We start from the raw sequence: 21,387 nt of genomic DNA, 5'->3' as shown, positions 1-21,387 counted from the left end.
ATAATTGAAATTATTCATATATATAGATAGTATGATGAACTTGCTCATAAGCATTTGATGAGAGGGAATATCATGAAATCAATAGATAATCCACCAGATGCAGTCGAAAATGACATACCTCAGAGAAACACAGGATTGCTTCTGATTACAGATATCGGCAGTACAACCACCAAAGCTCTTTTGCTCACTCGCGGGTCAGACAATAGACTGAAATTCGTTTCCATGGCGGATGTACCTACAACAGTTGAAAAACCGGATGAAGATGTGTGTATTGGAGTTTCCAGGGCAATTCGAATGCTGGAATCCCAAACCGGAAAGTTGCTTTCCCGTGGAAATGGTCTGCCTTCCGTGCCATATCTTACGACAAGCTCTGCGGGTGGAGGTCTTCAGATGCTTGTCTTCGGGCTTACCTCAACGGAGACCGGCAGGATCGCTGAGAATACGGCATGTGGAGCCGGTGGTGTCATTCTCAGAACGATCACCATAGATGATGAACTTCAGGCAGTTGAGAAAATGATGTACATACAGGAACTCCATCCTGATATGATCCTTCTGGCAGGAGGAACGGACGGAGGAGCAATAGCTGGAGTAGTACGACTCGCGGAACTGCTGGCCATTGCGGATCCCAAGCCCAAGTTCAGGCAGAACATGAAGATCCCTCTGATCTTCTGTGGAAATAGAGAGGCCAGATCATTTGTCCGGGAAGTACTGGAGAATACTTTCGAAATACACGTTGTTGATAATGTTCGGCCATCGATGACGGAATTGAATCTGGAACCTGCAAGACTTGAAGTACACAGGCTCTTCATGGAAAACGTTATGGAAAGAGCGCCAGGCTATTCAGAGTTGAAAAACTACACGATCTCCGATATCCTGCCGACTCCCGTTGCTGTTGAGAATATTTTGAAACTATACGGAGAAAGTCAGAATGAATCCGTGGTCCTGATGGACATGGGCGGAGCAACTACTGATATCTTCTCAAGTATCTCGGGTGAGTATTCCAGAACCGTTGCCGCCAATACCGGAATGAGCTACTCTATCTCCAATGTTCTTGCAGATGTCGGCATCGAAGCCATCATGCGTCATCTTCCGCCTTCTTTCAAAGAGAGCGAGATAAGGAATTACATATTCAACAAGACTCTCGCTCCAACATCTGTACCCTCCACAGAAGGAGAAGAGCTTCTCGAGCAGGCTGTAGCTATCGAAGGCGCAAGATCCGCGTGGGCTGATCATCTGGAAACCTGCTTCAAAACAAGCAGAGTAGGCTTCCTGGATCGTATGAAGCAGAGAAACCGGAAGGAATTCGATGAAGTGTTTTACTCTCGTGAAAGTGAATCCAGCTTCAACATTTCGGATATAGGTACTGTTATCGGGGCTGGAGGCATTATATCACATACTGACAGAATTGATGCTCTCTGGATACTCACAGAAGCCTTCCTGCCGGAGGATCTGACTCTAATCTCAATAGACAGACATTTCAGGAGTCCGCACCTGGGAGTCCTTTCAACAATCGATTCTGAGGTTGCTCTCAAACTGTTCAGAGAAGAGTGCCTTGAGGAGATTGGATGGGTAGTTGCTCCCACAGGAAAAATCGGCAAGGGCGATATGATTCTTGAAGTACTCGACAGGAATTCAGATGAAAAACTGGAGATCTGCGGAGGTGAGTTTCTTTTCCTGAGATCAGGAGGAGATCTGGAGTTCCGCACATCGGATAACGTCTTCCTTGGTCTGGATGGAATTGAACATCTCTCGACAGATCTTCCTGTCCTCATCGACTGCAGAGGCAGAGGGGAAGACATGCTGGACATTCCACTGGCCAGGTCCGGCATCACTGAATTCGAACACACTGATGTAACATTCAGCTCGATACTGTCACCCGAACACGGCAGAATCGAAACCGGAGACTGGGAGATAGAATACCGACTCCCTTATGAAGGTGATATCTTCGTCAATGAGGGAGACCACATTGAACCAGGTACTCTGATCGGAGAAAACCGTTTTGAACCACCGAGACTCTTCATCATCGACCTCAATCGGATCCCCGGATATGACAGGCACCTTACTCCCGAAGAGGTCAGGAGTGGTCTTCTGGTCGGTGTGGGTGATAAAGTAAACCTGAATCAGCCGTTATACGAGGTCCATAGAAAGGGAATGACCGGATTCGACTTCACTTTCCGTTCAACAGTCAGGGGACTGATAATAAAGATCGAGAAAAATGGTCTGATCATTCTGAGAGAAATCCAGGATTATGACGAAAAACCACACACAGTCGATGTAGCCGGTCAACTCGGGATCAAACCAAAGCATATCAAAGGGTATCTTAAGTTCAAGCAGGGCGACTTCGTGGGCGCGGAACAGACTCTTGCATCCGATATACTGAAATCGATTTTCGTTAAAGCCCCCTCCAGCGGCATCCTAAGAGATATCGATGGAAAAAAAGGAACAGTCACTCTGCAGTATGATATCAATCCTGTCGAAATGTACTCCCACATCCATGGAACAGTGACCGGAGTAATCCGGGGACAGTCCATAACAGTACAGGGCACGGGGACAAGGCTTCAGGGAGTTATCGGTTTCGGAGGGACAAGCAGCGGTCCTCTCAACGAGATTCTGAACCTGGCAAGCGGTACTTTGCCGGAAGGAAGCATCATCTTCTCCTCAGAACCGATTGATGAGCCTTTCCTGAGAAGAGCCGCTGAATCCGGTGTTTCCGGGATCATCGCACCTTCCCTCCCTGCTCATGACTGGGTCTCATTCTACGGAAAAGAACTGGGCGTTGCTATCACCGGAGATGAGAACATCCCGTTCACAATGATACTGACTGAAGGTTTCGGGAATATCCCCATGAATGACGAATCCATTGATTTCCTGAGGATCTCGGATGGAAGAACGGCAAGTTTATCGGGAAGAACTCAGATAAGAGCAGGAGTTACTCGCCCACTTATTCTGGTATCGGACTGATTGAATTCAGCTGACAGCGGGTCCGGCAGACGATTTCATAGAATTTCCTTAAGGTTGACACCGGATAATGACCGACTTAGTATTCATGTAAGTTTAACCCTTTATGAAAGGAAAGGTAACCATGAAACTGTTCGTATTTGCACTTGTCATCGTAGCAGCTTCTTCCTTTGCAGCCGATGCTGAACTTGGCTCACGTCACGCTGAGGGCACCGGCATGGTCAGTATTGACGGTCTTATGTACTCACAGACCTACGACTTTGCCAATCTTATGAACGGATACAGCAACTACGGTGCCGGCGACCGCTGGATCGCCGATGATTTCGAACTTGCCGGCCCAGAGGTATATGTAGATTCAGTCGTAGTTTGGATGATCTGGACCGGTGGTCAGGGCTCAACCATGAACATCGTTTTCTCGGAAGACAATGGCGATTCTGATCCCAACACCGCAACCGATGTATGGTCAGAGGCTGTTCCCTGCACAAACTACTTCACAGGCGATCAAAGCTGGGGCTTTGACATCTACGAGACAACCTGTGACATTAATGCAGCTGATACACATCCATTACTTACAATCGGCACACATTACTGGATGGAAACCCAGGCTGATGTCGTAGACAACTGCTTCCAGCTTGTCGGCACATGGGGTGTACTCAGTTATGTCTGGTACAACGATGGTTCCGGTGTATGGGTAAGATGTGACGATGCATTCAGTGAGATAACTGATACCTTCATGGATTTCTACGGTTATGTAGCACTCGAAGCCGGTACATGGGCTGACATCAAGACACTTTTCTAGTCCAGCCGATTTGATTTGCTGATCTTTGGGGAAGAGCTTCTGCTCTTCCCCTTTGTACATTTCAGTTCTTTTCATTAAAATGAAAGGAAAGATAATCATGAAACTATTCGTATTTACACTTGTGATTGTAGCAGCTTCTGCCTTTGCGGTCGATGCCGAACTCGGGCCTCGTCATGTTGACGGTAGCGGACCAGTCAGTATTGACGGCCTTATTTACTCACAGGGCTATAGCTTTGGCAACCTTCTCAACGGCTACAGTAACTACGGTGCAGCTGACCGGTGGGTCTGCGATGATTTCGAGCTTACCGACCCCGCCTATTTGGATACAATCATTGTAATGCAGATCTGGACAGGCAGTATGGCTTCAACCATGAACCTCGTTTTCTCGGAAGACGTTGGCGACTCCGATCCCAACACCGCAATCGAAATATGGGCCGAAGCAGTTCCCTGCGAAAACTACTTCACAGGCGATACCGCCTGGGGCTTTAACATCTACGAGACCAAGTGTATAATTAATCCAGGTACATATCCGGAACTTGCAGCAAACACACATTACTGGTTTGAAACCCAGGCTGATGTTGTAGACAACTGCTTCATGCTTGTCGGTAGTTGGTATATACTCGATTACGTCTGGTACGATGACGGTTCAGGTGTATGGCAAAGATCTGATGTAATATTCGGTGAGGAAAGCGATGCGTTCTTCAATTTCTACGGGTATCTATTATCACTGGAATCCAGCACCTGGGCTGACATCAAGACGCACTTCTAGACAATACAGTATAAAGCCCCGGTCTTTGACGACCGGGGCATATTTTAAAGATCATGGCAGCAGGATGAAATCCTACAGGCGAAGCATTCTGAGGGATACTCCTCCCGAAAGCCCGTCGCTGACAAAAGCGGTGTAGGTTCCTGAAGGCACCTGATTACCGCTCATATCGATACCGGCCCATGTGTGGGCACCGTTGAATGAGGCTGTATACACTTTTCTGCCCATTATGTCGAATATCTCAAGGACAGCAGCATCGGAGAAGCCGGTTCCCTGTATGGTCACAGTAGCGCTGAACGGATTGACACTGGAGACCAGTGAAAGAACAGGAGCAGGCTGTATGTCTTCTCCCTCGATCCCGGTAGGATTCAGATTTATCCTGTACAGCTCATCGGTATAGAAATTGCTGGCCCAGAGGTACTGCTCGTCTTCGAAGCAGAGTCCGTGGGCAGCGGGAACAACATTGTTCCAGATATAATCCGTAAGCGCTCCTGATGTGCTGAAAGCCTTTATTGGAGAATCGGAATTATCACAGGCGTACCAGATGTCTCCATCCAGATAGCCGATATCGTGGAACACAGGAAGACCGATAGGCTGGAATAGATAGGGTCCTGAAAGAAGTGTGCCTGAAACACTGTATCTCTCAACGGTCTCTTTCATTGTCTGGGTATCGATCCCTGCACCGTACAGAACATTCGAACCGGAAGCAAGACCAAAAACCTTTTGGTCCAGATCACTGCCTCAACAGTCCATGTCAAAGTTGCTGACATATGCTCCACTTGAAGAGTACCTGTAGCCGTACGTATCAGTTCCGGTCGCAGTACCGGCACAGACATATACGTAATTATTCACGTAGGCAAGACCTGTGGGAATCCTTGAACCTGTCTGTGTGCAGACCCAGGAATTCTCAACAGAACCGGTAAGTGGGTCCAGCTTGTAGATAGTCTCGGAGGTCCTGTCGACTGCCCAGAGATATCCTTCTCCGTAGCCAAGACCGGTAATATCGCCGTCAGGAGCGGTAATGGTACGGTCCAGAACTGGATCCGACAGACAGACTGCAACCATCACCGGCAGAACAAGCAGTAACACAATTCTCATATATTTCCTTCCTTTCCACTCGGAATTTACATGTATATTCCTCAGGGGTCAATGGTGTATCTGTTATCACTGTCGCTATGCCTGGTTTGAAAGACAGATGTGCAGTAAAATGAGAAACGAGTTTCAGCATTCACCGGGGGTTTGACAGAACGGGGCCATCCCCGGTATTGTTGTTTCAGGTAGGGAGTTAAGGGGTGAAGGGAAGGTTAATCATGAAACTGTTCGCGTTTACGCTTATCATTGCGGCAGCTTCTGCTTTTGCGGTCGATGACGAACTCGGGCCTCGTCACGCCGAGGGCACCGGCATGGTCAGTATTGACGGCCTTGTTTACTCACAGACCTTCGACTTAGCCAATCTTATGAACGCCTACAGTAACTACGGTGCCGGCGACCGATGGGTCTGCGATGATTTCGTACTTGCAGGTCCCGATACCATGGTGGATGCCATCATTGTATGGATGATCTGGACCGGTGCTCAGGGCACAACCATGAACATCGTTTTCTCGAAAGACAATGGTGACTTCGATCCTAACACCGCAATCGAAATATGGGCCGAGGCTGTTCCCAGCACAAACTACCCCACTGGCGAGATAGTCTGGGGTTTCGACGTCTTCCAGACCACCTGTGCAATCGATGGAGGTCCATATCCAAACTTTCAAGTCGGCAGACATTACTGGCTTGAAACCCAGGCTGATGTTGTAGACAACTGCTTCATGCTTGTCGGAACCTGGAGCGTACTCAGCTACGTCTGGTACAACGATGGTTCCGGTGTATGGGTAAGATCTGACGCTGCATTTGGTGAAAATACCGATGCATTCTTCGACCTCTGGTGGGATTGGACGGCACTTGAATCAAGCACTTGGGGTGACATCAAAACACTCTTCTAGCCCGGCTGATTCGATTTCAGGCACCTGATGTTCTACCGTGACGGGAGACTTGTCTCCGTTCTCCCCGGCTCGATAATCGACAGTGTTTACAGAAGTCCTGCTGGAGCAAGTTCAGGCGGATTCATACTTGCACCTTATACAGGACTGGAAATAGCGGACGCTTCGGTCGCCTCCTTCGTCTCCTGGTGCCGAGCGGATGGTTTGAAGGAGGCCTTCATAGCTCAGCCCATGCCGGTCTACCGCAGGCTGCCTGACGAATCTATGTAGTTTGCACTCTTATACAACGGGTTCACCATCTGCGAAGCCATGTATTCCTCTATCTCAGATCTGGAGCACATTCGCGAACTTCGACCGAACCTGCTCCAGCTCTTTCTGGCCATGCTGGACGGGAAGCCCATCGCAGGGTTGATGCTCTTCCTCCTGAAAGTACGGTATCCCACAGGAAAGTATCGTTGACAGGAAAGAGCCTTCCCGGTATTGTTGTTTCAGGTAGGGAGTTAAGGGGTGAAGGAAAGGTTAATCATGAAACTGTTCGTATTTGTACTTATCATTGTAGCGACTTCAGCTTTTGCGGTCGATGCCGAACTCGGTCCTCGTCATGCTGAACGCAACGGTCCGGTCGCTATTGACGGTCTTATATACTCACAGACCTACACTTTTGCCGAGCTTGTCAACGGATACAGCAACTACGGTGCCGGAGACCGCTGGATCTGCGATGATTTCGTACTTTCCGGCCTTGATGCTTATGTGGAATCAATCGTTGTCTGGATGATCTGGACCGGCGGCATGGGCTCGACCATGAATATCGTTTTCTCGGAAGACAATGGCGACTCCGACCCTAACACTTCAACCGATGTATGGTCCGAGCCAGTCCCCTGCACAAACGAGTTCACAGGCGATACAAACTGGGGCTTTGACATCTACGAAACCACCTGTGACATTAACCCAGCTGATACACATCCGGACCTTACAATCGGAACACACTACTGGATGGAAACACAGGCTGATGTTGTTGACAACTGCTTCATGCTTGTTGGTAACTGGTATATACTCAGTTACACCTGGTACAATGATGGTTCCGGTGTATGGGTAAGATCTGATGCTGCATTTGGTGAAAATACCGATGCATTCTTTGATTTCTATGGTTCTGGGGCACTAGAATCCGGCACATGGGCTAACATCAAAACACTCTTCTAGCCCGGCTGATTCGATTTGCTGATCTTTGGGGAAGGGCATTTGCCCTTCCCCTTTTCAGATCCGGATCAGTTTTCTTTTCTGTTCCTGAAAACCTTTCGGCTGCCAAACAGCACATAGATACAGGGTTCAACGATCAGGGTCAGCGCGGTGGCAACAACCAGTCCACCGATTATTGTAACTGCCATCGGAGCCCAGCTCTCAGCCCCTTCGCCAATACCCAGCGCAAGCGGGAACATGGCAAGTATTGTGGTCGCCGCCGTCATGATGATGGGTCTCATTCTGATGGTTGATGCCTCGACGATTGCCACCTTAACTTCCCTGCCCGCTTTGCGAAGCTGATTGGCATAATCGATCATCACTATGCCGTTATTGACCACAATGCCCACGAGCATGAGCATACCAATCAGCGCCATCACTGAAAGCGTTGTACCCGTTACCAGAAGCCCCAGCACTACCCCGATGAAACCCAGCGGAATAGTGAAGAAGATAATGAATGGTTCGAGGAAGGATTCGAACTGCCCCGCCATGACCATGTAGACAAGCGCGGCCGCGACAATTATAGCGATACCCAGATACATGAAGGTTTCCTTCTGATCCTCCATCTCCCCGCCAGTTTCGTATCTGAATTCTGAAAGCTCCAGGTTATCCATCATAATCGATACATCATTCGCAACCGCTCCCAGCGATCTCCCTGAGACATCGCAGGATATCGTAACCATCCTGGCCTGATTCTTTCTGGTAATAGTATTTGATACTAACCGCTGCTCCAGCGTTCCGAAGGATGTGAACGGTCTTCCCAGGACGGTAGCGTACTCGATATCCTCTCGCGAATCGCGGAACTGTTCGGGATATCGAACGAAGATATTGTATTCCCGGTCTCCTTCCCTGAAGATCGACGCGTTCGATCCCATGAATCCGTAACTGATATCTGTCGCTATACCGGTCGAAGATAAACCAAGCATCGACAGTCTTCCCGGATCCGGCACAAAAGTGTATTCCGGAATCAGATCCTCCATTGTGGTCGTCGGATCAACAACGCCTTCGATGGATCCAAGTGCTTCCTTGATCTCCTCGGCTTTCGCGTAGAGACTGTTCAGATCATCTCCATACAGATCTATTTCGATTGCGGATCCGGACAGAACGCTCATCCCTGCTTCCGTTGAATACTCAATGCCCGGCATCTGATCAAGAACCTCCCTGATTCTGTCCAGATACTCGAACATGGAAGTACTCCGTGTACTTGCCGGTGTCAATCTTACGAAGATTGAGGCCGTATTGGAGCCACTGCTGCCGAACATCGCCATGATGCCTTCACCCTGCCCCGCCGAAGCGTAGAAAGCGATAGCATCATCAGGATCGATTATTGAAGTGACTGAATCCTCAAGTGCCCTCATCATCTCATTGGTCGTTTCGAGACTTGTACCGACAGGCTCTTCAAGATCAATGCTTAACATTCCATCATCGGAATCAGGGAAGAACTCCGAAGGAAGCTGGCCTATGATAACGATGGAAAGCAGGAACATTCCCCCCGTGCTGAATAGAACCGTCTTCTTGTGATTCACAGCCCAGGTTACCCATATTTTATACTTGAATTCGAGCCTGTTGATCAATGTGCCAATCCTGCCTGCCAGACTCTTCGGTTTATGATCCTGTACGAGATTCTTCGTCCACGAAGTAATCAGCGGGACAAGGCTCAATGCGACGAACAGTGAAATAGTCAGGCTGAATGTAATGGTCAGCACCATTTCCTTGAAGAGCATTCCCGCTATACCCGGAACGAACAGAATCGGTATGAACACGGCGAGAGTTGTTAGAGTCGAAGCGGTTATCGCTGTGGATACTTCCATTGCGCCCTTGACCGCAGCATTCCATGGGGATTCTCCTCTTTCTCTGTGCCTGAAAATATTCTCAAGTACGACAATCGCGTTATCCACCAGCATTCCGATTGCGAGCGCAAGACCTGCAAGCGAGATCATGTTCAACTGGATATTCGTGAAATGCATCATCGCGAAAGTGACGAAAACCGATAGAGGTATGGATATCCCGGCAATAGAAGCGCTCTTCCAGGATCGGAGGAAGAAGAGCAGAACGAGGAAAGCAAGAATACATGCCTCCAGAGCGGTGGTTCCCAGATTGTTTATGGACTGCTCGATAAATTCTGATTGATCCCAGAGTACTGCGGGTGTAAGAAGATCACCATAATTTCCACTTATTTCCTCAAGTTCATTCCTGAGTGTTCTGCACACATTCACAGTATTCGCGTCGGATCTCTTATTGATAAAGCAGGACACTGAAGGACGGCCATTGAACCGCACGTACTGTTTCAGTTCGGCCTCGCCGTCGATCACATCTGCTACATCTCTCAACAGAACCGGTGAACCTGCGTTCCAGCCAACGACGAGCTGCTCGATCTCCTCCATATCGTGAAAGGCAGACTCAACCCTGATGTTCATATTCATTCCGCCGGCATCGACATAACCCGCAGGAGTATTGTTCCTGACCATACCCAACGCTCCGACGACCTGTGATATACTCAGACCCGTTTCCTGAAGTGATGCGGGATCAACTTCTATTCTGATCTGACGTACACGCCCTCCCTGGGTAACAGCGGAACCGACACCCTCCAGTCTGCTGAAAAGCGGTTCTATTTCTTCTTCAACGATTGTCCTGAGATCAAAATCGTTGAGATTCTCGCTGCTAAAGCCCAGATACATTATCGGCTGCATACTTGGATCGAGCGGGAATACAAGGGGATCGGACGCATCCTCGGGAAGATATCCCTCGAACCAGTCAAGCTGTCTCCGAACATCCGTCTCGGCCTGCTCCAGACTGTGTCCCCACGTAAATTCAGCAGTAACGATGCTGAGTCCTGTAAGGGATCGTGAGGAAACTTCTTTGACATTAGTGACTCTTGCAAGAGCCTGTTCCACCAGGTCCGTTACCAGGTTCTCCATCTCTTCCGGTCCTGCGCCATCCATACTGGTCATAACCATGATCATTGGAAATTCCATATCCGGGTACATATCAACACCGAGCTGTGTTAATCCGAATATCCCGGTTCCAAGAAGAGCGATGAAGAGCATCAGGAATGCGACACGCCTCCTGACAGACAGTGCTGAAAGGCTCATCGATTCACCACTTCCACTTTCGAACCGTTTTGAAGCATGGTCTGACCCTGAATAATGAGAGAATCACCGGCATTCAACCCATCCGTAATCTGAACCATTCCATCACTGTAGATGCCGGTGCTTACATCTCTGATCACAGCAAGGCCATTCTCGATTACAATAACCTGGTAACCAGAATGAGTTCTTCTGAGAACGCTTTCGGGAACCGATATAGTGTTCGCCACTGTTTCGGTCAGAACAGCCACCCTTCCTGCCATTCCAGGACGGAGTCTGCCCCCTGTATCATCGAAGCGAACTTCCACAGGAACAAGCCCGCTGACCTGATCCACAGTCGATGAAGCGGATACTACGACCCCGGGGAAGGATTCATTGTCCAGAGCGTTTACAGTGATATAGGCGGGCAGCCCGGGTTCAAGCTCAAGAAGGTCTTCTTCCGGCAGAAGTATCCTGGCTACAATGGCGGAATTATTCGAAATGGAGAGCAGAGGAGTGCTTACAGCGGAATTGCCCGGTCTTGCCCATATTCTCCCGACCTGACCATCGAATGGAGCGGTGATCCAGGAATTGTCTCTTGTGGTTCTTGCCTGAGTATATCCTGCTCTGGCCTGGCTCAGTTGAGCTCGGGCCGATTCAAGTGCTGCTTCCGCCCCTTCAAGCTGCTGAAGGCTTACAGCACCAGCTTCAAATAGAGACTGAAGTCTCTCATAGTTGTTTTCCGCATTATCAACGTTTGCGCTGGCCGAACTTATTCCGGCAAATGCGCTTGCTGTTCCCGCGCTTGCCTGCTGATCAGTATTCAATCTGACAAGTCTCTGACCCGCAATGACACTGTCACCTTCAGAAACCAGAACTTCTTCCACTTTACCGGGCGAAAGCGCATAGATCAGCGCCTCATCAAGCCCTTCCACACGGGTGTTGGCATATGCGGTACTGGAGATATCCGTCAATTGAACAACCTGTATGGAAACTGATGACGGACGTTCCTCCTCTACTATCTCTGCCGGTTCGGATCTGGCTAACAGGAATACACCTGCAAGGATCACTGCTGCAGCTCCGGTATACAATAACTTCTTCATCTGATATATCCTTCCATCATTCCTGTTACTCTCATTAACTCAGCTTCTGACATCCTCAATTCATAGAGAGAAGATGCGTGATTTGTTCTGGATGAAGTTAGAGCAAGGAAGGCCTGATCCATTTCAAGGCGCGTAATCATTCCTGCTTCAAACGAAACTCCAGCGATTTCAGAACCCTCAAAAGCTTGTTCTACAGTTGATGCAGTTGCTGCAGCACGTTCTTGTGCCGCTTCAAGATTGTTCCAGGCCCGGACAAGCGAAAGCTCGGCAACCTGTTCAAGGCTCCGTGCAGATGCCTCATTCGAAAGCCGGGAGGCTCGAGCTGAATTGTAATCTGAGATATCCGATAACCCGTTGAACAGGGGTATCTGTAATGCAATAGACGCTGTCAGGTTCCTTTCGTAATCATCTGCCACAAATCTGATATCATCTCTCGCCGCCTGGTAGTTCAGATCGGTCTGGAAAACCAGTTTCGGAAAAAACGCGGCTCTCGCCATATCAACTCCGGCATCACCCAGCAGCCTCATCTGCTCGGCAACCTGCAGATCCGGATTCTGCGTCATCATAAGCTCTCGTGCTTCATTCAGTGTCTCAGGAAGCAGAATATCCGGTTCATCATCAAGTTGTCCCTCAATATACGCTACTTTCTCGTTATCCTGACCGAGAGCTACCGCGAATCCTGCTCTCGCGTTTTCAAGAGCACTTTCAGCAGAAATCATATCCGGCAGTCTGTTTTCCCAGGCGACTCGACTCTGAAGCAGCTCAAATCTTGAGATAGTACCCGCTTCATATCTGAGAGATGCAAGCTCATAACCCTCCTCAGATATTGAAAGAGCCTCCTCAGACACATCAGACATTTCCTGAGCGAGGAGTACACCGTAAAAAGCGCTCATAACCTGCACAATCGCGTCCATGCGGGTTGCTCTGGACCGATGCATGGATAGATCCTCTGAGCGGGACGCAAGTCTTGCCCCCGCCATACCCTGTGGTACTATGAGAGGCATGCTGATCGAGATTCCTGCAATAGAACTGTACTCCGTTCCCATTGGAATACTACCCATTCCGGGAATGTTCATCTCCTGGATGTCGTAATTCTTCTGGATAGCAAATTGCCCGTTTATACTGGGCAGGAACCAGAAATCCGCGTTTCTGCTTTCCCATACCGCGCTTTCATATGTCATTTGAGCGGATTCGACATCGCCCCTGTTTTCAAGGGCTATATCAATTGCCTCCTGCAGAGTTATCGCACCGGCAGGAATACTGATCAATAACAGGATTGATATTGCTGTAAGTTTCATAAGACTATCTATCCTCTCTATTTCTGGATATTCCATCGAATATTATGTCTATCATCCCTTTGGGATCGGGGAATTCAATCGATGGGAAACGATTCAGAATCTTCAACGTGAATGCGATCAGTGATGAATTTATCATCGTCATTACAAGCATCCTGTCAGTATCCGGATTGATCGCACCGGTTTCGACTGCTCTGTCGAAGACCGGGTCGAACAGTTCCGTTCTCATCAGGTCAAACTCACTCTTCAAATCCTCGATCATAAGACCGATATTGGGGTCATGAATCATTGACATGTAGGCCTTTGCCAGTCCGGGATTCGTCTCGGCGAAATCGATTCTGAACTTCACATATCGGGTCAGTGATTCTCTCAGACTGATATCAGGACTGAACATATCCTTCATCATCTTCCTGGCCATCCGCAGTAGATATTTGGCCAGAGATCTGTAATATCCTTCCTTGTTTTTGAAGTAATAGTAGATCATAGGCTTGGACATATTCGACGCCTCCGCCACAAGATCCATTGTAATCTCAGAAAATGTTTTCTCTGAAAGCAGTTCAATACCAGCCTGAAGAAGCTTATCCTTGTTGCTGTCACCCATACTTTTCCTCCATGATCAAATGTTTACTTTACTGGTAGGTAATCTACTTACCGGTAAGTAGTTGTCAAGAGGAATAGTACTATATTATTATCTGGATGGATCTTACGAAGCTATTGAGGTGGGGTAGGTATACCCTCCGGAGGACTAACAGGTGGATTGCCTGGAAGCTGAGGAGGACTGATGCCTATTTCAGTATCAATGGTCGATTCCAGCACAAGAGATGAATCACCGAAAGTGTACTCAAGAGTATATGAATCATCTCCTGTTCGAGTATAGGTTATGACAGGATCATCATATCCGAGAAACTCCTGTTCTGTTTCCGGAAGTATTCCATTTATCATTTTATATCCGTCTACCATTTGAGAAAAAGCGCTGAGTTGGCCATTGAACTGCTGGATAACTACAGGAGGGATGATCGGTTCAGTTATCTCTGCCTCTCCGGAAAACAGGAACTGCACAGCAAGTACTATAACAAGAATTAAAGTAATTCCTCCAAGAAGATAGGCGGGACGTATCTTCTTTTTCTCTTCTTCCTTATTAGAAGATTGCTCTCTATTCTTACTTAATGCGTTTTCCGCTTCATCAAAATAATTGTCTTCATAGGAATCGGAATTGCTCATAGTGAACCTCCCTATATACAAAATATTCTGTTTAAATATTCGATTATTGTCAATATCAGGACAATCATTAAAATACCTGATTAATTTCAATAATTCTTAAATCACTGTCAGCAGATTTCTGAACAGTTGAAGTACTTCTACTTCCGCTTCTTTTGATTTCTGCAAAGCCTCGATTACCATTTTCCTTCCCTGGCTGCTGACCTCCGGATCAATTCCAGGACCTTTGAAGGGATAAACCGCAAGGATTCTATCGAGATTCTGATGCACTGAATTATACAGTCTGGTTACTTCATGAAGAGGTCTCCTGATATCCCAGTTAAAATCTCTGATCACCTCTTCCAGGAAATGAACAGCAAACTTTCTGCACTCAGACCATACTTCAGTATTGTATGCAACACCCCAGGGAAGCTCTTTCTCCTGCTCAATGGCCCTGATCCATGCATCAAATCCATCGGGACCTGAATGGTATTTATCCATTATCCAGTTCTCTGTATTATCCGCGTGCTTTATCGCAGCCTTTAATGCATCCCTGAGGGTTTTTCGAGTATCAGCAGGATTACACTTCTCACAGCTGTATACTTCGATGAGTCCGATATCTGAATTACCAAGCTCATTCCAGGATTTTGTTCCCTTTCCCTCATCACAGAGAGGACCTGAATACAGATAGCCCATTTCATCATAGCCCTGAATCACATAAAACTCCGGTACTTCCAGTTCCCATCCGAAACAAGGTTTTCCCTTATCGATTGCTTTCCTTATAAAATTCCATGCTTTCTTCCGCAGTTTCTCAATATCTTCTTCTCCCCTCCAGCCGAATACACACTCCTGCTTCAGTCCGAAGTTCGGAGACAGATCAAAGAGCATTTCTGTCTTCCAGGCTGTAGGACCGCTGGGACAAAGAATATCGTGAATATTTATGATGAAAGCGTGTCCTGTTGCTCCGAATATCCAGGCTGGAGATACATCAATTCCAAGATACTCCGAACAGCCGTGTATACACCCAATATGCGTAGTCCACATAGGTGTCCACTTGAGACCCTCGAGTTTATTCATGATTCACCTCCGAAAATCAGTACCCCCCGATCTCGTGATTTCCCTCCCCTGGAAACGTTGCGAAACCATCGCAGTCAGGATCTCGTACTTCCTCAAGAAAACCATTGTAGTCAAGTATCCTTTCCCATACAAGATCACACATAACCCAGGTATACGTATATCCGTAACCTGATCCCATATACAACTCACCGGTCTGGAGACTGACCCATTGTATATCCTCCTGGATCTGGGACCAGGCTTCAGCATGTATTAAAAAGGCTTCGTGAGCAATCTGAAATTCAGTGAGCATCGGAGCAGGGATTGAAATCATCTCAGCCTCAACCTCGCATCTTAATCCTTCGAGTTCAGCTTCCAGCGAGTCGAGATACGCCTGCATGCGGAGTTTCATCTCCCAGTTGCTGTCACCCAGATTCGTATATTCCGAAAGCGTCTGTTCATGTATCCTCGGAGATTCGAAGATATCGTCATCAGCAAAACAGTGATTTGAGAAAGAGAAAGGAATAAGCAGAACGAATCCCATGGAAAATATGAAAGATATATGAAAACCAGATTTTCTCATGTCCGTCATCCTTTCTGAATAAGAGCAGATATCATTACAAAGCTACTTCCTGGAGTGGGTTTCCGTAAAGACCTTAAGAAATTTGCGGGCTGAAGGACTGTTCATATATTCAAGACCGAACAACTGTCCTGGAGGTGCAAGAGTGTGCAGTAACCTGGAATTGAAATTCAGAAAAATCATGAGAAACCAACTTGACAGATATCCGCTCATGACCGGCTCAGATATCTATAAACTGCTCTTTCAGGCGGCGATGGGAAGCTCACATGCAGCAACCGATATAGAATCTGCTCGCACATTACTCAAAACCGAACTGATGAACCCGGAAAGCGGACCGGTGGAATCACTGAAAGATGTCATTTCTCCGTGCGGGCGGATTGCACGAATTAATCTGCGTCCATACGCAAAGGAAAAACTGAATCCGGAAATTCTTCTTTCGGCATTCATTCGAACAGGAAGGGAATTCGCAGGATCAAAAGATACGCTTGAACTCTACTGCTCATGGTTCATTCAAATGAAAAACACGAATCTGCTCCCGGACAAATTCAGGAATATCGATACACTATTCAAGGATATGGTGTCGTCAGGTTATCCTGCAGTGCACCATTCAGCTATCTACCGTAATGCTTATTCACCGGCGTACAGGGTTATTGCAAAGGAATTGTATCAAGATTACCGCTGACTGATACGGACAGGGAGGATATCCATCCCTGGGCACTGTTCTCCAGAGGACTTTCATTCAGATCCAGCAGATACCAGTCTTCAGTTCTCAAGATGATTCCAGCCGCAGAACCGAACGGAATGGAATCAATGACCATGGATAGTGAATCAGGTTCAGCGAACAGGGGTGAATCCTGATAAATCATCGCATAGGTGATGTCAGCTGCGGGTCCCCATACAATTGGTACACTGTCCAGTTCACCCTCGATTACAAATTTCTCACCATCGGGAATCCACCTCAGGCGGAAGCTTCCTATGTTAGCCGCCTGCGCCACTCCTGGATCAAATCCCAGCCATCCGTCAACAGTTCTGCCGGAGAGGACTACACTCTCAAATGCTTCAAGCATGCTCCAGACAGCTGCACAGGAATCAGGTCGCTGGAAAACAGCAATCGAATCAAGACCTGTAAGCAAACAGTCCGGCTGCTCGTGCCCGAATACAGTACAAACTACAGAGAGAATAATCGCGCGGAACATGCCTCCTCCATCATCAAAACCGTATCCTTTTGAGTATATACAAATGATACCGGGCTGTTGACAGGTACTGTTTACACCAGTCTTGTTTTTCCAGTCGGGCGGGGAACCTTCACAACAAGGACTCTGAGATTATCATCGCTCTCATTGTACCAGCAATGAGGGATATCCTTCGGGCTATCGATTACTGTGTCCTTTGTAACTGTTTTCCTGTCATCTCCGATTTCGATAATACCTTTGCCTTCGAGCACGTAGAAAAACACATCGACAGGCGTGATATGTCGGATCAATTTCTCGCCTGGCTGGAAAGTAATAACGCTTGAGAGAGCATGCTTATTATCGTAAGCACGCCTGACATCAACACCGTGCGGATTCTTCGCAAGCGGCTGTTCACTGATCTTAATGATTTTCACTTATTCATCTCCTCTTTCTGCTCTGCTCCTGAGATTGAGTACAAGGCTATCAGACTGCTACGTGAAGGAGAGGGTTCCATCCTCCACGCAGCATTCGTTTTCTTAATTCAACTAGCTGAAGTATCTCTCAAGAAGACCTTTGAACGCCTTTCCATGACGAGCTTCGTCCCTGCACATTTCGTGAACCGTATCATGAATTGCGTCATACCCGAGTTTTTTTGCCTTTGTTGCGATATCTTTCTTGCCTTTGCAGGCTCCATACTCGGCCTCAACTCTGATGCGAAGATTTTCTCTGGTGTCCGCAACTACTACTTCTCCAAGCAATTCTGCAAACCTCGCAGCATGTTCAGCCTCTTCAAAGGCTATCCTCTTGTAGGCTTCAGCCACTTCCGGGTATCCTTCCCTGTCTGCCTGTCGGCTCATCGCGAGGTACATGCCAACTTCAGTACATTCACCTGTGAAGTTTGCTCTGAGCCCTTCGAGAATTTCCTTATCCACACCCTTCGCTACGCCTATACTGTGCTCGTCCGCCCAGACCATATCGAAATCTGTCTGCTCAACAAACTTTTCTCTCGGGGCTCCGCACTGCGGACATTTATCCGGTGGAGTATCTCCTTCATGTACATAGCCACAGACAGTGCATACGAATTTCTTCATCCTGAATCCTTTCATCCCTTTCTGAATTAACCGAGTATCACTTTCAGATCCTCTTCAGCGGTTGTTGTCGGTTTGATGGCGAACTTCTCAACAAGAACCTCAAGAGCAGCAGGTGTAAGGAAAGCAGGCAGCGTGGGACCCAGCCTGATATCCTTTATTCCGAGATAAAGAAGTGAAAGAAGTATCGTAACTGCTTTCTGCTCATACCAGCTCAGTATCATCGAAAGAGGAAGGTCGTTTACTCCACACTCGAATGCACCGGCGAGAGCAACCGCGACCTGTATCGCGGAATAAGCATCGTTACACTGTCCCATATCAAGAAGTCTGGGAATACCACCGATATCACCGAACTCAAGCTTGTTGAAGCGGTACTTACCGCATGCAAGCGTGAGAATTATACAATCATCGGGAATCTGCTGTGCTATTTCAGTGAAGTAATTCCGTCCTGACTTAGCGCCGTCACATCCGCCAACAAGGAAGAAGTGACGGATGTCTCCGTCCTTAACAGCCTGGATAACCTTGTCAGCAACTGTAAGTACCGCATTGTGCGCAAATCCTATTATGATCTTCTTCAGAGGAGCATCCTCTGTAAATCCATCGGCTGCAAGAGCCGCTTCAATTACAGGAGTGTAATCATGATCATCGATGTGCAGGACTCCCGGCCACTGGACCAGACCGGTGGTGAAGATCCTGTCCATATAGGAATCCTTTGGCTTCTGGATACAGTTCGTAGTCATTAGGATAGCACCTGGAAAAGCATCAAACTCCTTCTGTTGATCCTGCCACGCGCCTCCATAATTACCAGCGAGGTGTGAATACTTCTTCAGTCCGGGGTAGGCAAGAGTAGGAAGCATCTCTCCATGCGTATAGATATTGATACCTTTACCCTCAGTCTGTTTCAGAAGCTCCTCGAGATCTTTAAGATCGTGTCCTGAAACGACAATAGCCTTTCCTTTCAAAGGAGTTACACGAACCTCTGTAGGTTCGGGATGACCATAAGTTTCGGTATTGGCTTTATCAAGCAGTTCCATTACAGCAAGATTCTTCTCGCCAACCTTCAAGGCCATACCGAACAAATCATTTATCATATTTCTTCTTGTAAGGAAATCCATGGCTTCATGAAAGAAAGCGTATATCGCATCGTCTTCGTAACCAAGTATCTTAGCGTGGTCTGCGTAAGCCGCTGAACCCTTAAGACCGTAGGTAATCAGTTCTTCAAGACCGGTGATATCCTTGCCGGGATCTTTCAACTTATCTGCTATAGATAGTTTTACAGCTTCAATCTCGATAGTCTCTTCATCATTCGGCATCTGCCATACCGCAGGGCCAATAAGCTCCTCCGGAGTTATACTCTTCGAGGTACAGGCGTTGAGGTATTTCTCTCTGATACTGTCTCTTATTCTCATACCTTTTCGGATCATGTTGATCAGATCATCAGAATCGAAATTCACATTGGTTATCGTCGTAAATAGTGCTTCTACAACAAAAACATCAGCGCCATTATCAATCACTCCGAGTTCGCGGGCCCTGTGAGCCCACATGGAGATACCTTTTGATACATAGATCAGAAGGTCCTGCATAACCGCAGTTTTCGGGTCTTTACCACAGACACCGAACCTGTCACATCCTGTACCCTTCGCTGTCTGTTCACACTGATAACAGAACATTTCTTTTCCTTTCTTTTTCCGGACACATGTATGTCCAACTGATTTCAGAACTTGCATGGCAAGTAACTATTCACTAATTGGTATTTCTTTACCAATTATAGAATAATCAGCTCCTCTGTCAATACCCGATACACCCTGTCATACTTATTTTTATGCAAACATTGACAAATTAGTATTTCATTACTAGTATACAGTTCAACCGAAAGGAAATATATGTCATCACCTGTTACAATCCCTGAGTCAGTATCTCTCGCTATTCATGCGCTTGCGAAGCTTTCATCTTCAAATCGTGAACATGTTGTTCTCTCAGATCTTCTTCTCAGACCGGGTTCAGCCCATCATCTGTCTAAGGTTCTTCAGAAACTCACCCACGCAGGTATTGTTACATCAAAACGTGGACACGGCGGCGGATTCAGCATTGCAGTCCACCCTTCTGACATCAGATTGATGGACGTTTGGATCGCGCTGGAAGGACCGTTTGTAACCAGTATCTGCCCATACTCATGGTTGGGATGTGAACTTCCTTCGTGTTTGTTCGGTACAGTTATTGAGGATGCATCAAACCTTGTCAGAAAGTATTTCACAGATCATACAGTTGCCGACCTCGGCAGACTCTTCGAAGGAAAGTAAAATGAGCAGAATCACAAGAAAGATAATCAGAATAGATGAGGATAAATGTGATGGCTGCGGGATCTGCGCTGATGCATGTCACGAGGGAGCCATTCAAATATCAGGCGGCAAGGCGAAACTCGTAAAGGAGTCATACTGCGACGGTCTTGGAGATTGCATCGGTCCCTGTCCTCAGGATGCGATAACAATTGAGGAAAGATACGCTGAGGAGTACGATGAGGAGGCTGTACAAAAACACCTTGATAAACGGGACTCAGCTTCTACAGCGAGGAAACCGGTAGTGTGTTCATGTCCTGGATCAGCAGTGAGAGACCTTACACATCCTGATGAACCGATAGAAACAGTGGCTTCCGATAACATAGTCTCACAGTTATCAACATGGCCGGTACAGATCACGCTTGTTCCTCCCGGTGCGCCGTTCCTGTCCGGTTCTGATCTTCTTATCGCCGCTGATTGCGTTCCCTTTGCCTTTCCAGACTTCCATAATCACTTCATTAAGGGAAGAGTCGCTCTCGTTGGTTGTCCCAAGCTTGATGACTCCGAATATTACACTGATAAGCTAACGGAGATTTTTAAAGTAAATGAAATAAAATCCATCACGGTTGTTTACATGGAAGTCCCCTGTTGCGGCGGTCTTGTCCAGCTGGTGCACAAAGCCCTTATTCAGTCAGGAAAGCAGATTCCCCTCTCCTTCCTGAAGATCGGCATCAGAGGTGACATTCTGGACGAAATGAACCTTTAACCCTGTACTTATCTATCTGAATACTCTGAAATGAACCAGCCGAATCTCTTC

General features: G+C 47.4%; 22 protein-coding genes. 9 read left to right on the top strand and 13 right to left on the bottom strand.

What is annotated here, in order from left to right:
* Positions 1-72: 72 nt before the first annotated feature.
* The 3 genes from K8R76_03115 (at position 73) to K8R76_03105 (ending at position 4,526) form a co-directional block, all read left to right on the top strand.
* The gene (locus K8R76_03115) at positions 73-2,961 is read left to right on the top strand and encodes a glutamate mutase L (GenBank protein ID MCD4847163.1); all 2,889 of its coding nucleotides are present in this window, start codon (positions 73-75) and stop codon (positions 2,959-2,961) included.
* A 121-nt stretch (positions 2,962-3,082) separates the two neighbouring features.
* Positions 3,083-3,757, top strand: coding sequence for a hypothetical protein (locus tag K8R76_03110; GenBank protein ID MCD4847162.1), 675 nt, complete (start codon positions 3,083-3,085; stop codon positions 3,755-3,757).
* Between the two features lie 97 nt (positions 3,758-3,854).
* Complete coding sequence (locus K8R76_03105) at positions 3,855-4,526, top strand: hypothetical protein (GenBank protein ID MCD4847161.1); 672 nt, start codon at positions 3,855-3,857, stop codon at positions 4,524-4,526.
* A gap of 72 nt (positions 4,527-4,598) precedes the next feature.
* Here K8R76_03105 and K8R76_03100 read toward each other — a convergent pair whose 3' ends face one another.
* Positions 4,599-5,183 (bottom strand): T9SS type A sorting domain-containing protein, encoded by a 585-nt coding sequence (locus K8R76_03100; protein ID MCD4847160.1) that lies wholly within the window; start codon positions 5,181-5,183, stop codon positions 4,599-4,601.
* Positions 5,184-5,264: 81 nt separating this feature from the next.
* Positions 5,265-5,621 carry a hypothetical protein gene (locus tag K8R76_03095; protein ID MCD4847159.1) on the bottom strand — a complete coding sequence of 119 codons (357 nt, stop codon included), beginning with the start codon at positions 5,619-5,621 and terminating at the stop codon, positions 5,265-5,267.
* 212 nt (positions 5,622-5,833) lie between these two features.
* Between K8R76_03095 and K8R76_03090 the strand changes: the two genes are divergently transcribed.
* The 3 genes from K8R76_03090 to K8R76_03080 all read left to right on the top strand — a co-directional run bounded on the left by K8R76_03090 (position 5,834) and on the right by K8R76_03080 (position 7,705).
* Positions 5,834-6,508, top strand: a complete 675-nt coding sequence (locus K8R76_03090) for a hypothetical protein (protein ID MCD4847158.1) — start codon at positions 5,834-5,836, stop codon at positions 6,506-6,508.
* A gap of 27 nt (positions 6,509-6,535) precedes the next feature.
* The gene (locus tag K8R76_03085; protein MCD4847157.1) at positions 6,536-6,775 is read left to right on the top strand and encodes a hypothetical protein; all 240 of its coding nucleotides are present in this window, start codon (positions 6,536-6,538) and stop codon (positions 6,773-6,775) included.
* Between the two features lie 255 nt (positions 6,776-7,030).
* Complete coding sequence (locus tag K8R76_03080; protein ID MCD4847156.1) at positions 7,031-7,705, top strand: hypothetical protein; 675 nt, start codon at positions 7,031-7,033, stop codon at positions 7,703-7,705.
* 65 nt (positions 7,706-7,770) lie between these two features.
* Here K8R76_03080 and K8R76_03075 read toward each other — a convergent pair whose 3' ends face one another.
* From K8R76_03075 to K8R76_03045, 7 genes are all read right to left on the bottom strand, one after another.
* A complete protein-coding gene (locus K8R76_03075; protein ID MCD4847155.1) occupies positions 7,771-10,833 on the bottom strand; it encodes an efflux RND transporter permease subunit in 3,063 nt (1,020 codons plus the stop codon).
* The gene (locus tag K8R76_03070; protein ID MCD4847154.1) at positions 10,830-11,909 is read right to left on the bottom strand and encodes an efflux RND transporter periplasmic adaptor subunit; all 1,080 of its coding nucleotides are present in this window, start codon (positions 11,907-11,909) and stop codon (positions 10,830-10,832) included. The genes K8R76_03075 and K8R76_03070 overlap by 4 nt, the downstream gene beginning before the upstream one ends.
* A complete protein-coding gene (locus K8R76_03065) occupies positions 11,906-13,207 on the bottom strand; it encodes a TolC family protein (protein MCD4847153.1) in 1,302 nt (433 codons plus the stop codon). The genes K8R76_03070 and K8R76_03065 overlap by 4 nt, the downstream gene beginning before the upstream one ends.
* A 4-nt stretch (positions 13,208-13,211) precedes the next feature.
* Entirely contained in the window at positions 13,212-13,805 is a 594-nt protein-coding gene (locus K8R76_03060; protein ID MCD4847152.1) for a TetR/AcrR family transcriptional regulator, read from the bottom strand.
* Positions 13,806-13,915: 110 nt separating this feature from the next.
* Positions 13,916-14,425, bottom strand: a complete 510-nt coding sequence (locus K8R76_03055; protein MCD4847151.1) for a hypothetical protein — start codon at positions 14,423-14,425, stop codon at positions 13,916-13,918.
* Positions 14,426-14,521: 96 nt separating this feature from the next.
* Positions 14,522-15,478 (bottom strand): hypothetical protein, encoded by a 957-nt coding sequence (locus K8R76_03050; GenBank protein ID MCD4847150.1) that lies wholly within the window; start codon positions 15,476-15,478, stop codon positions 14,522-14,524.
* Between the two features lie 16 nt (positions 15,479-15,494).
* Entirely contained in the window at positions 15,495-16,037 is a 543-nt protein-coding gene (locus K8R76_03045; GenBank protein ID MCD4847149.1) for a hypothetical protein, read from the bottom strand.
* Positions 16,038-16,179: 142 nt separating this feature from the next.
* Here K8R76_03045 and K8R76_03040 point away from each other — a divergent pair, with 142 nt between their 5' ends.
* Positions 16,180-16,716 (top strand): hypothetical protein, encoded by a 537-nt coding sequence (locus tag K8R76_03040; protein MCD4847148.1) that lies wholly within the window; start codon positions 16,180-16,182, stop codon positions 16,714-16,716.
* Here the strand turns inward: K8R76_03040 and K8R76_03035 are convergent.
* The 4 genes from K8R76_03035 to hcp form a co-directional block, all read right to left on the bottom strand.
* Complete coding sequence (locus tag K8R76_03035) at positions 16,682-17,230, bottom strand: hypothetical protein (GenBank protein ID MCD4847147.1); 549 nt, start codon at positions 17,228-17,230, stop codon at positions 16,682-16,684. The genes K8R76_03040 and K8R76_03035 overlap by 35 nt on opposite strands.
* 71 nt (positions 17,231-17,301) lie before the next feature.
* Positions 17,302-17,640: a cupin domain-containing protein gene (locus K8R76_03030; protein ID MCD4847146.1), complete on the bottom strand. Its 339-nt coding sequence runs from the start codon at positions 17,638-17,640 to the stop codon at positions 17,302-17,304.
* A 111-nt stretch (positions 17,641-17,751) separates the two neighbouring features.
* On the bottom strand, positions 17,752-18,297 hold the full coding sequence (locus K8R76_03025; protein MCD4847145.1) for an NADH peroxidase: 546 nt from the start codon (positions 18,295-18,297) through the stop codon (positions 17,752-17,754).
* A 26-nt stretch (positions 18,298-18,323) separates the two neighbouring features.
* On the bottom strand, positions 18,324-19,964 hold the full coding sequence (gene hcp, locus K8R76_03020) for a hydroxylamine reductase (GenBank protein MCD4847144.1): 1,641 nt from the start codon (positions 19,962-19,964) through the stop codon (positions 18,324-18,326).
* A 213-nt stretch (positions 19,965-20,177) separates the two neighbouring features.
* On the opposite strand from hcp, the gene K8R76_03015 reads away from it, so the two are divergent.
* Positions 20,178-20,594 (top strand): Rrf2 family transcriptional regulator, encoded by a 417-nt coding sequence (locus K8R76_03015; protein ID MCD4847143.1) that lies wholly within the window; start codon positions 20,178-20,180, stop codon positions 20,592-20,594.
* A 1-nt stretch (position 20,595) separates the two neighbouring features.
* Positions 20,596-21,336, top strand: a complete 741-nt coding sequence (locus tag K8R76_03010; GenBank protein ID MCD4847142.1) for a 4Fe-4S binding protein — start codon at positions 20,596-20,598, stop codon at positions 21,334-21,336.
* Positions 21,337-21,387 lie beyond the last annotated feature (51 nt).

The organism is Candidatus Aegiribacteria sp. (assembly GCA_021108435.1).
Classification (GTDB): domain Bacteria; phylum Fermentibacterota; class Fermentibacteria; order Fermentibacterales; family JCC-6; genus Aegiribacteria.
This window is presented reverse-complemented; position numbering and strand designations above follow the sequence as displayed.

Bases quoted from the DNA above. Each gene is read 5' to 3' on its own strand.
- K8R76_03055 (MCD4847151.1), bottom strand. From the start codon at position 14,425: ATGAGCAATTCCGATTCCTATGAAGACAATTATTTTGATGAAGCGGAA.
- K8R76_03110 (MCD4847162.1), top strand. From the start codon at position 3,083: ATGAAACTGTTCGTATTTGCACTTGTCATCGTAGCAGCTTCTTCCTTT.
- K8R76_03025 (MCD4847145.1), bottom strand. From the start codon at position 18,297: ATGAAGAAATTCGTATGCACTGTCTGTGGCTATGTACATGAAGGAGAT.
- K8R76_03075 (MCD4847155.1), bottom strand. From the start codon at position 10,833: ATGAGCCTTTCAGCACTGTCTGTCAGGAGGCGTGTCGCATTCCTGATG.
- K8R76_03015 (MCD4847143.1), top strand. From the start codon at position 20,178: ATGTCATCACCTGTTACAATCCCTGAGTCAGTATCTCTCGCTATTCAT.
- K8R76_03070 (MCD4847154.1), bottom strand. From the start codon at position 11,909: ATGAAGAAGTTATTGTATACCGGAGCTGCAGCAGTGATCCTTGCAGGT.
- K8R76_03010 (MCD4847142.1), top strand. From the start codon at position 20,596: ATGAGCAGAATCACAAGAAAGATAATCAGAATAGATGAGGATAAATGT.
- K8R76_03085 (MCD4847157.1), top strand. From the start codon at position 6,536: ATGTTCTACCGTGACGGGAGACTTGTCTCCGTTCTCCCCGGCTCGATA.
- K8R76_03095 (MCD4847159.1), bottom strand. From the start codon at position 5,621: ATGAGAATTGTGTTACTGCTTGTTCTGCCGGTGATGGTTGCAGTCTGT.
- K8R76_03080 (MCD4847156.1), top strand. From the start codon at position 7,031: ATGAAACTGTTCGTATTTGTACTTATCATTGTAGCGACTTCAGCTTTT.
- K8R76_03050 (MCD4847150.1), bottom strand. From the start codon at position 15,478: ATGAATAAACTCGAGGGTCTCAAGTGGACACCTATGTGGACTACGCAT.
- K8R76_03090 (MCD4847158.1), top strand. From the start codon at position 5,834: ATGAAACTGTTCGCGTTTACGCTTATCATTGCGGCAGCTTCTGCTTTT.
- K8R76_03045 (MCD4847149.1), bottom strand. From the start codon at position 16,037: ATGAGAAAATCTGGTTTTCATATATCTTTCATATTTTCCATGGGATTC.
- K8R76_03065 (MCD4847153.1), bottom strand. From the start codon at position 13,207: ATGAAACTTACAGCAATATCAATCCTGTTATTGATCAGTATTCCTGCC.
- K8R76_03035 (MCD4847147.1), bottom strand. From the start codon at position 17,230: ATGTTCCGCGCGATTATTCTCTCTGTAGTTTGTACTGTATTCGGGCAC.
- K8R76_03115 (MCD4847163.1), top strand. From the start codon at position 73: ATGAAATCAATAGATAATCCACCAGATGCAGTCGAAAATGACATACCT.
- K8R76_03100 (MCD4847160.1), bottom strand. From the start codon at position 5,183: ATGAAAGAGACCGTTGAGAGATACAGTGTTTCAGGCACACTTCTTTCA.
- K8R76_03060 (MCD4847152.1), bottom strand. From the start codon at position 13,805: ATGGGTGACAGCAACAAGGATAAGCTTCTTCAGGCTGGTATTGAACTG.
- hcp (MCD4847144.1), bottom strand. From the start codon at position 19,964: ATGTTCTGTTATCAGTGTGAACAGACAGCGAAGGGTACAGGATGTGAC.
- K8R76_03105 (MCD4847161.1), top strand. From the start codon at position 3,855: ATGAAACTATTCGTATTTACACTTGTGATTGTAGCAGCTTCTGCCTTT.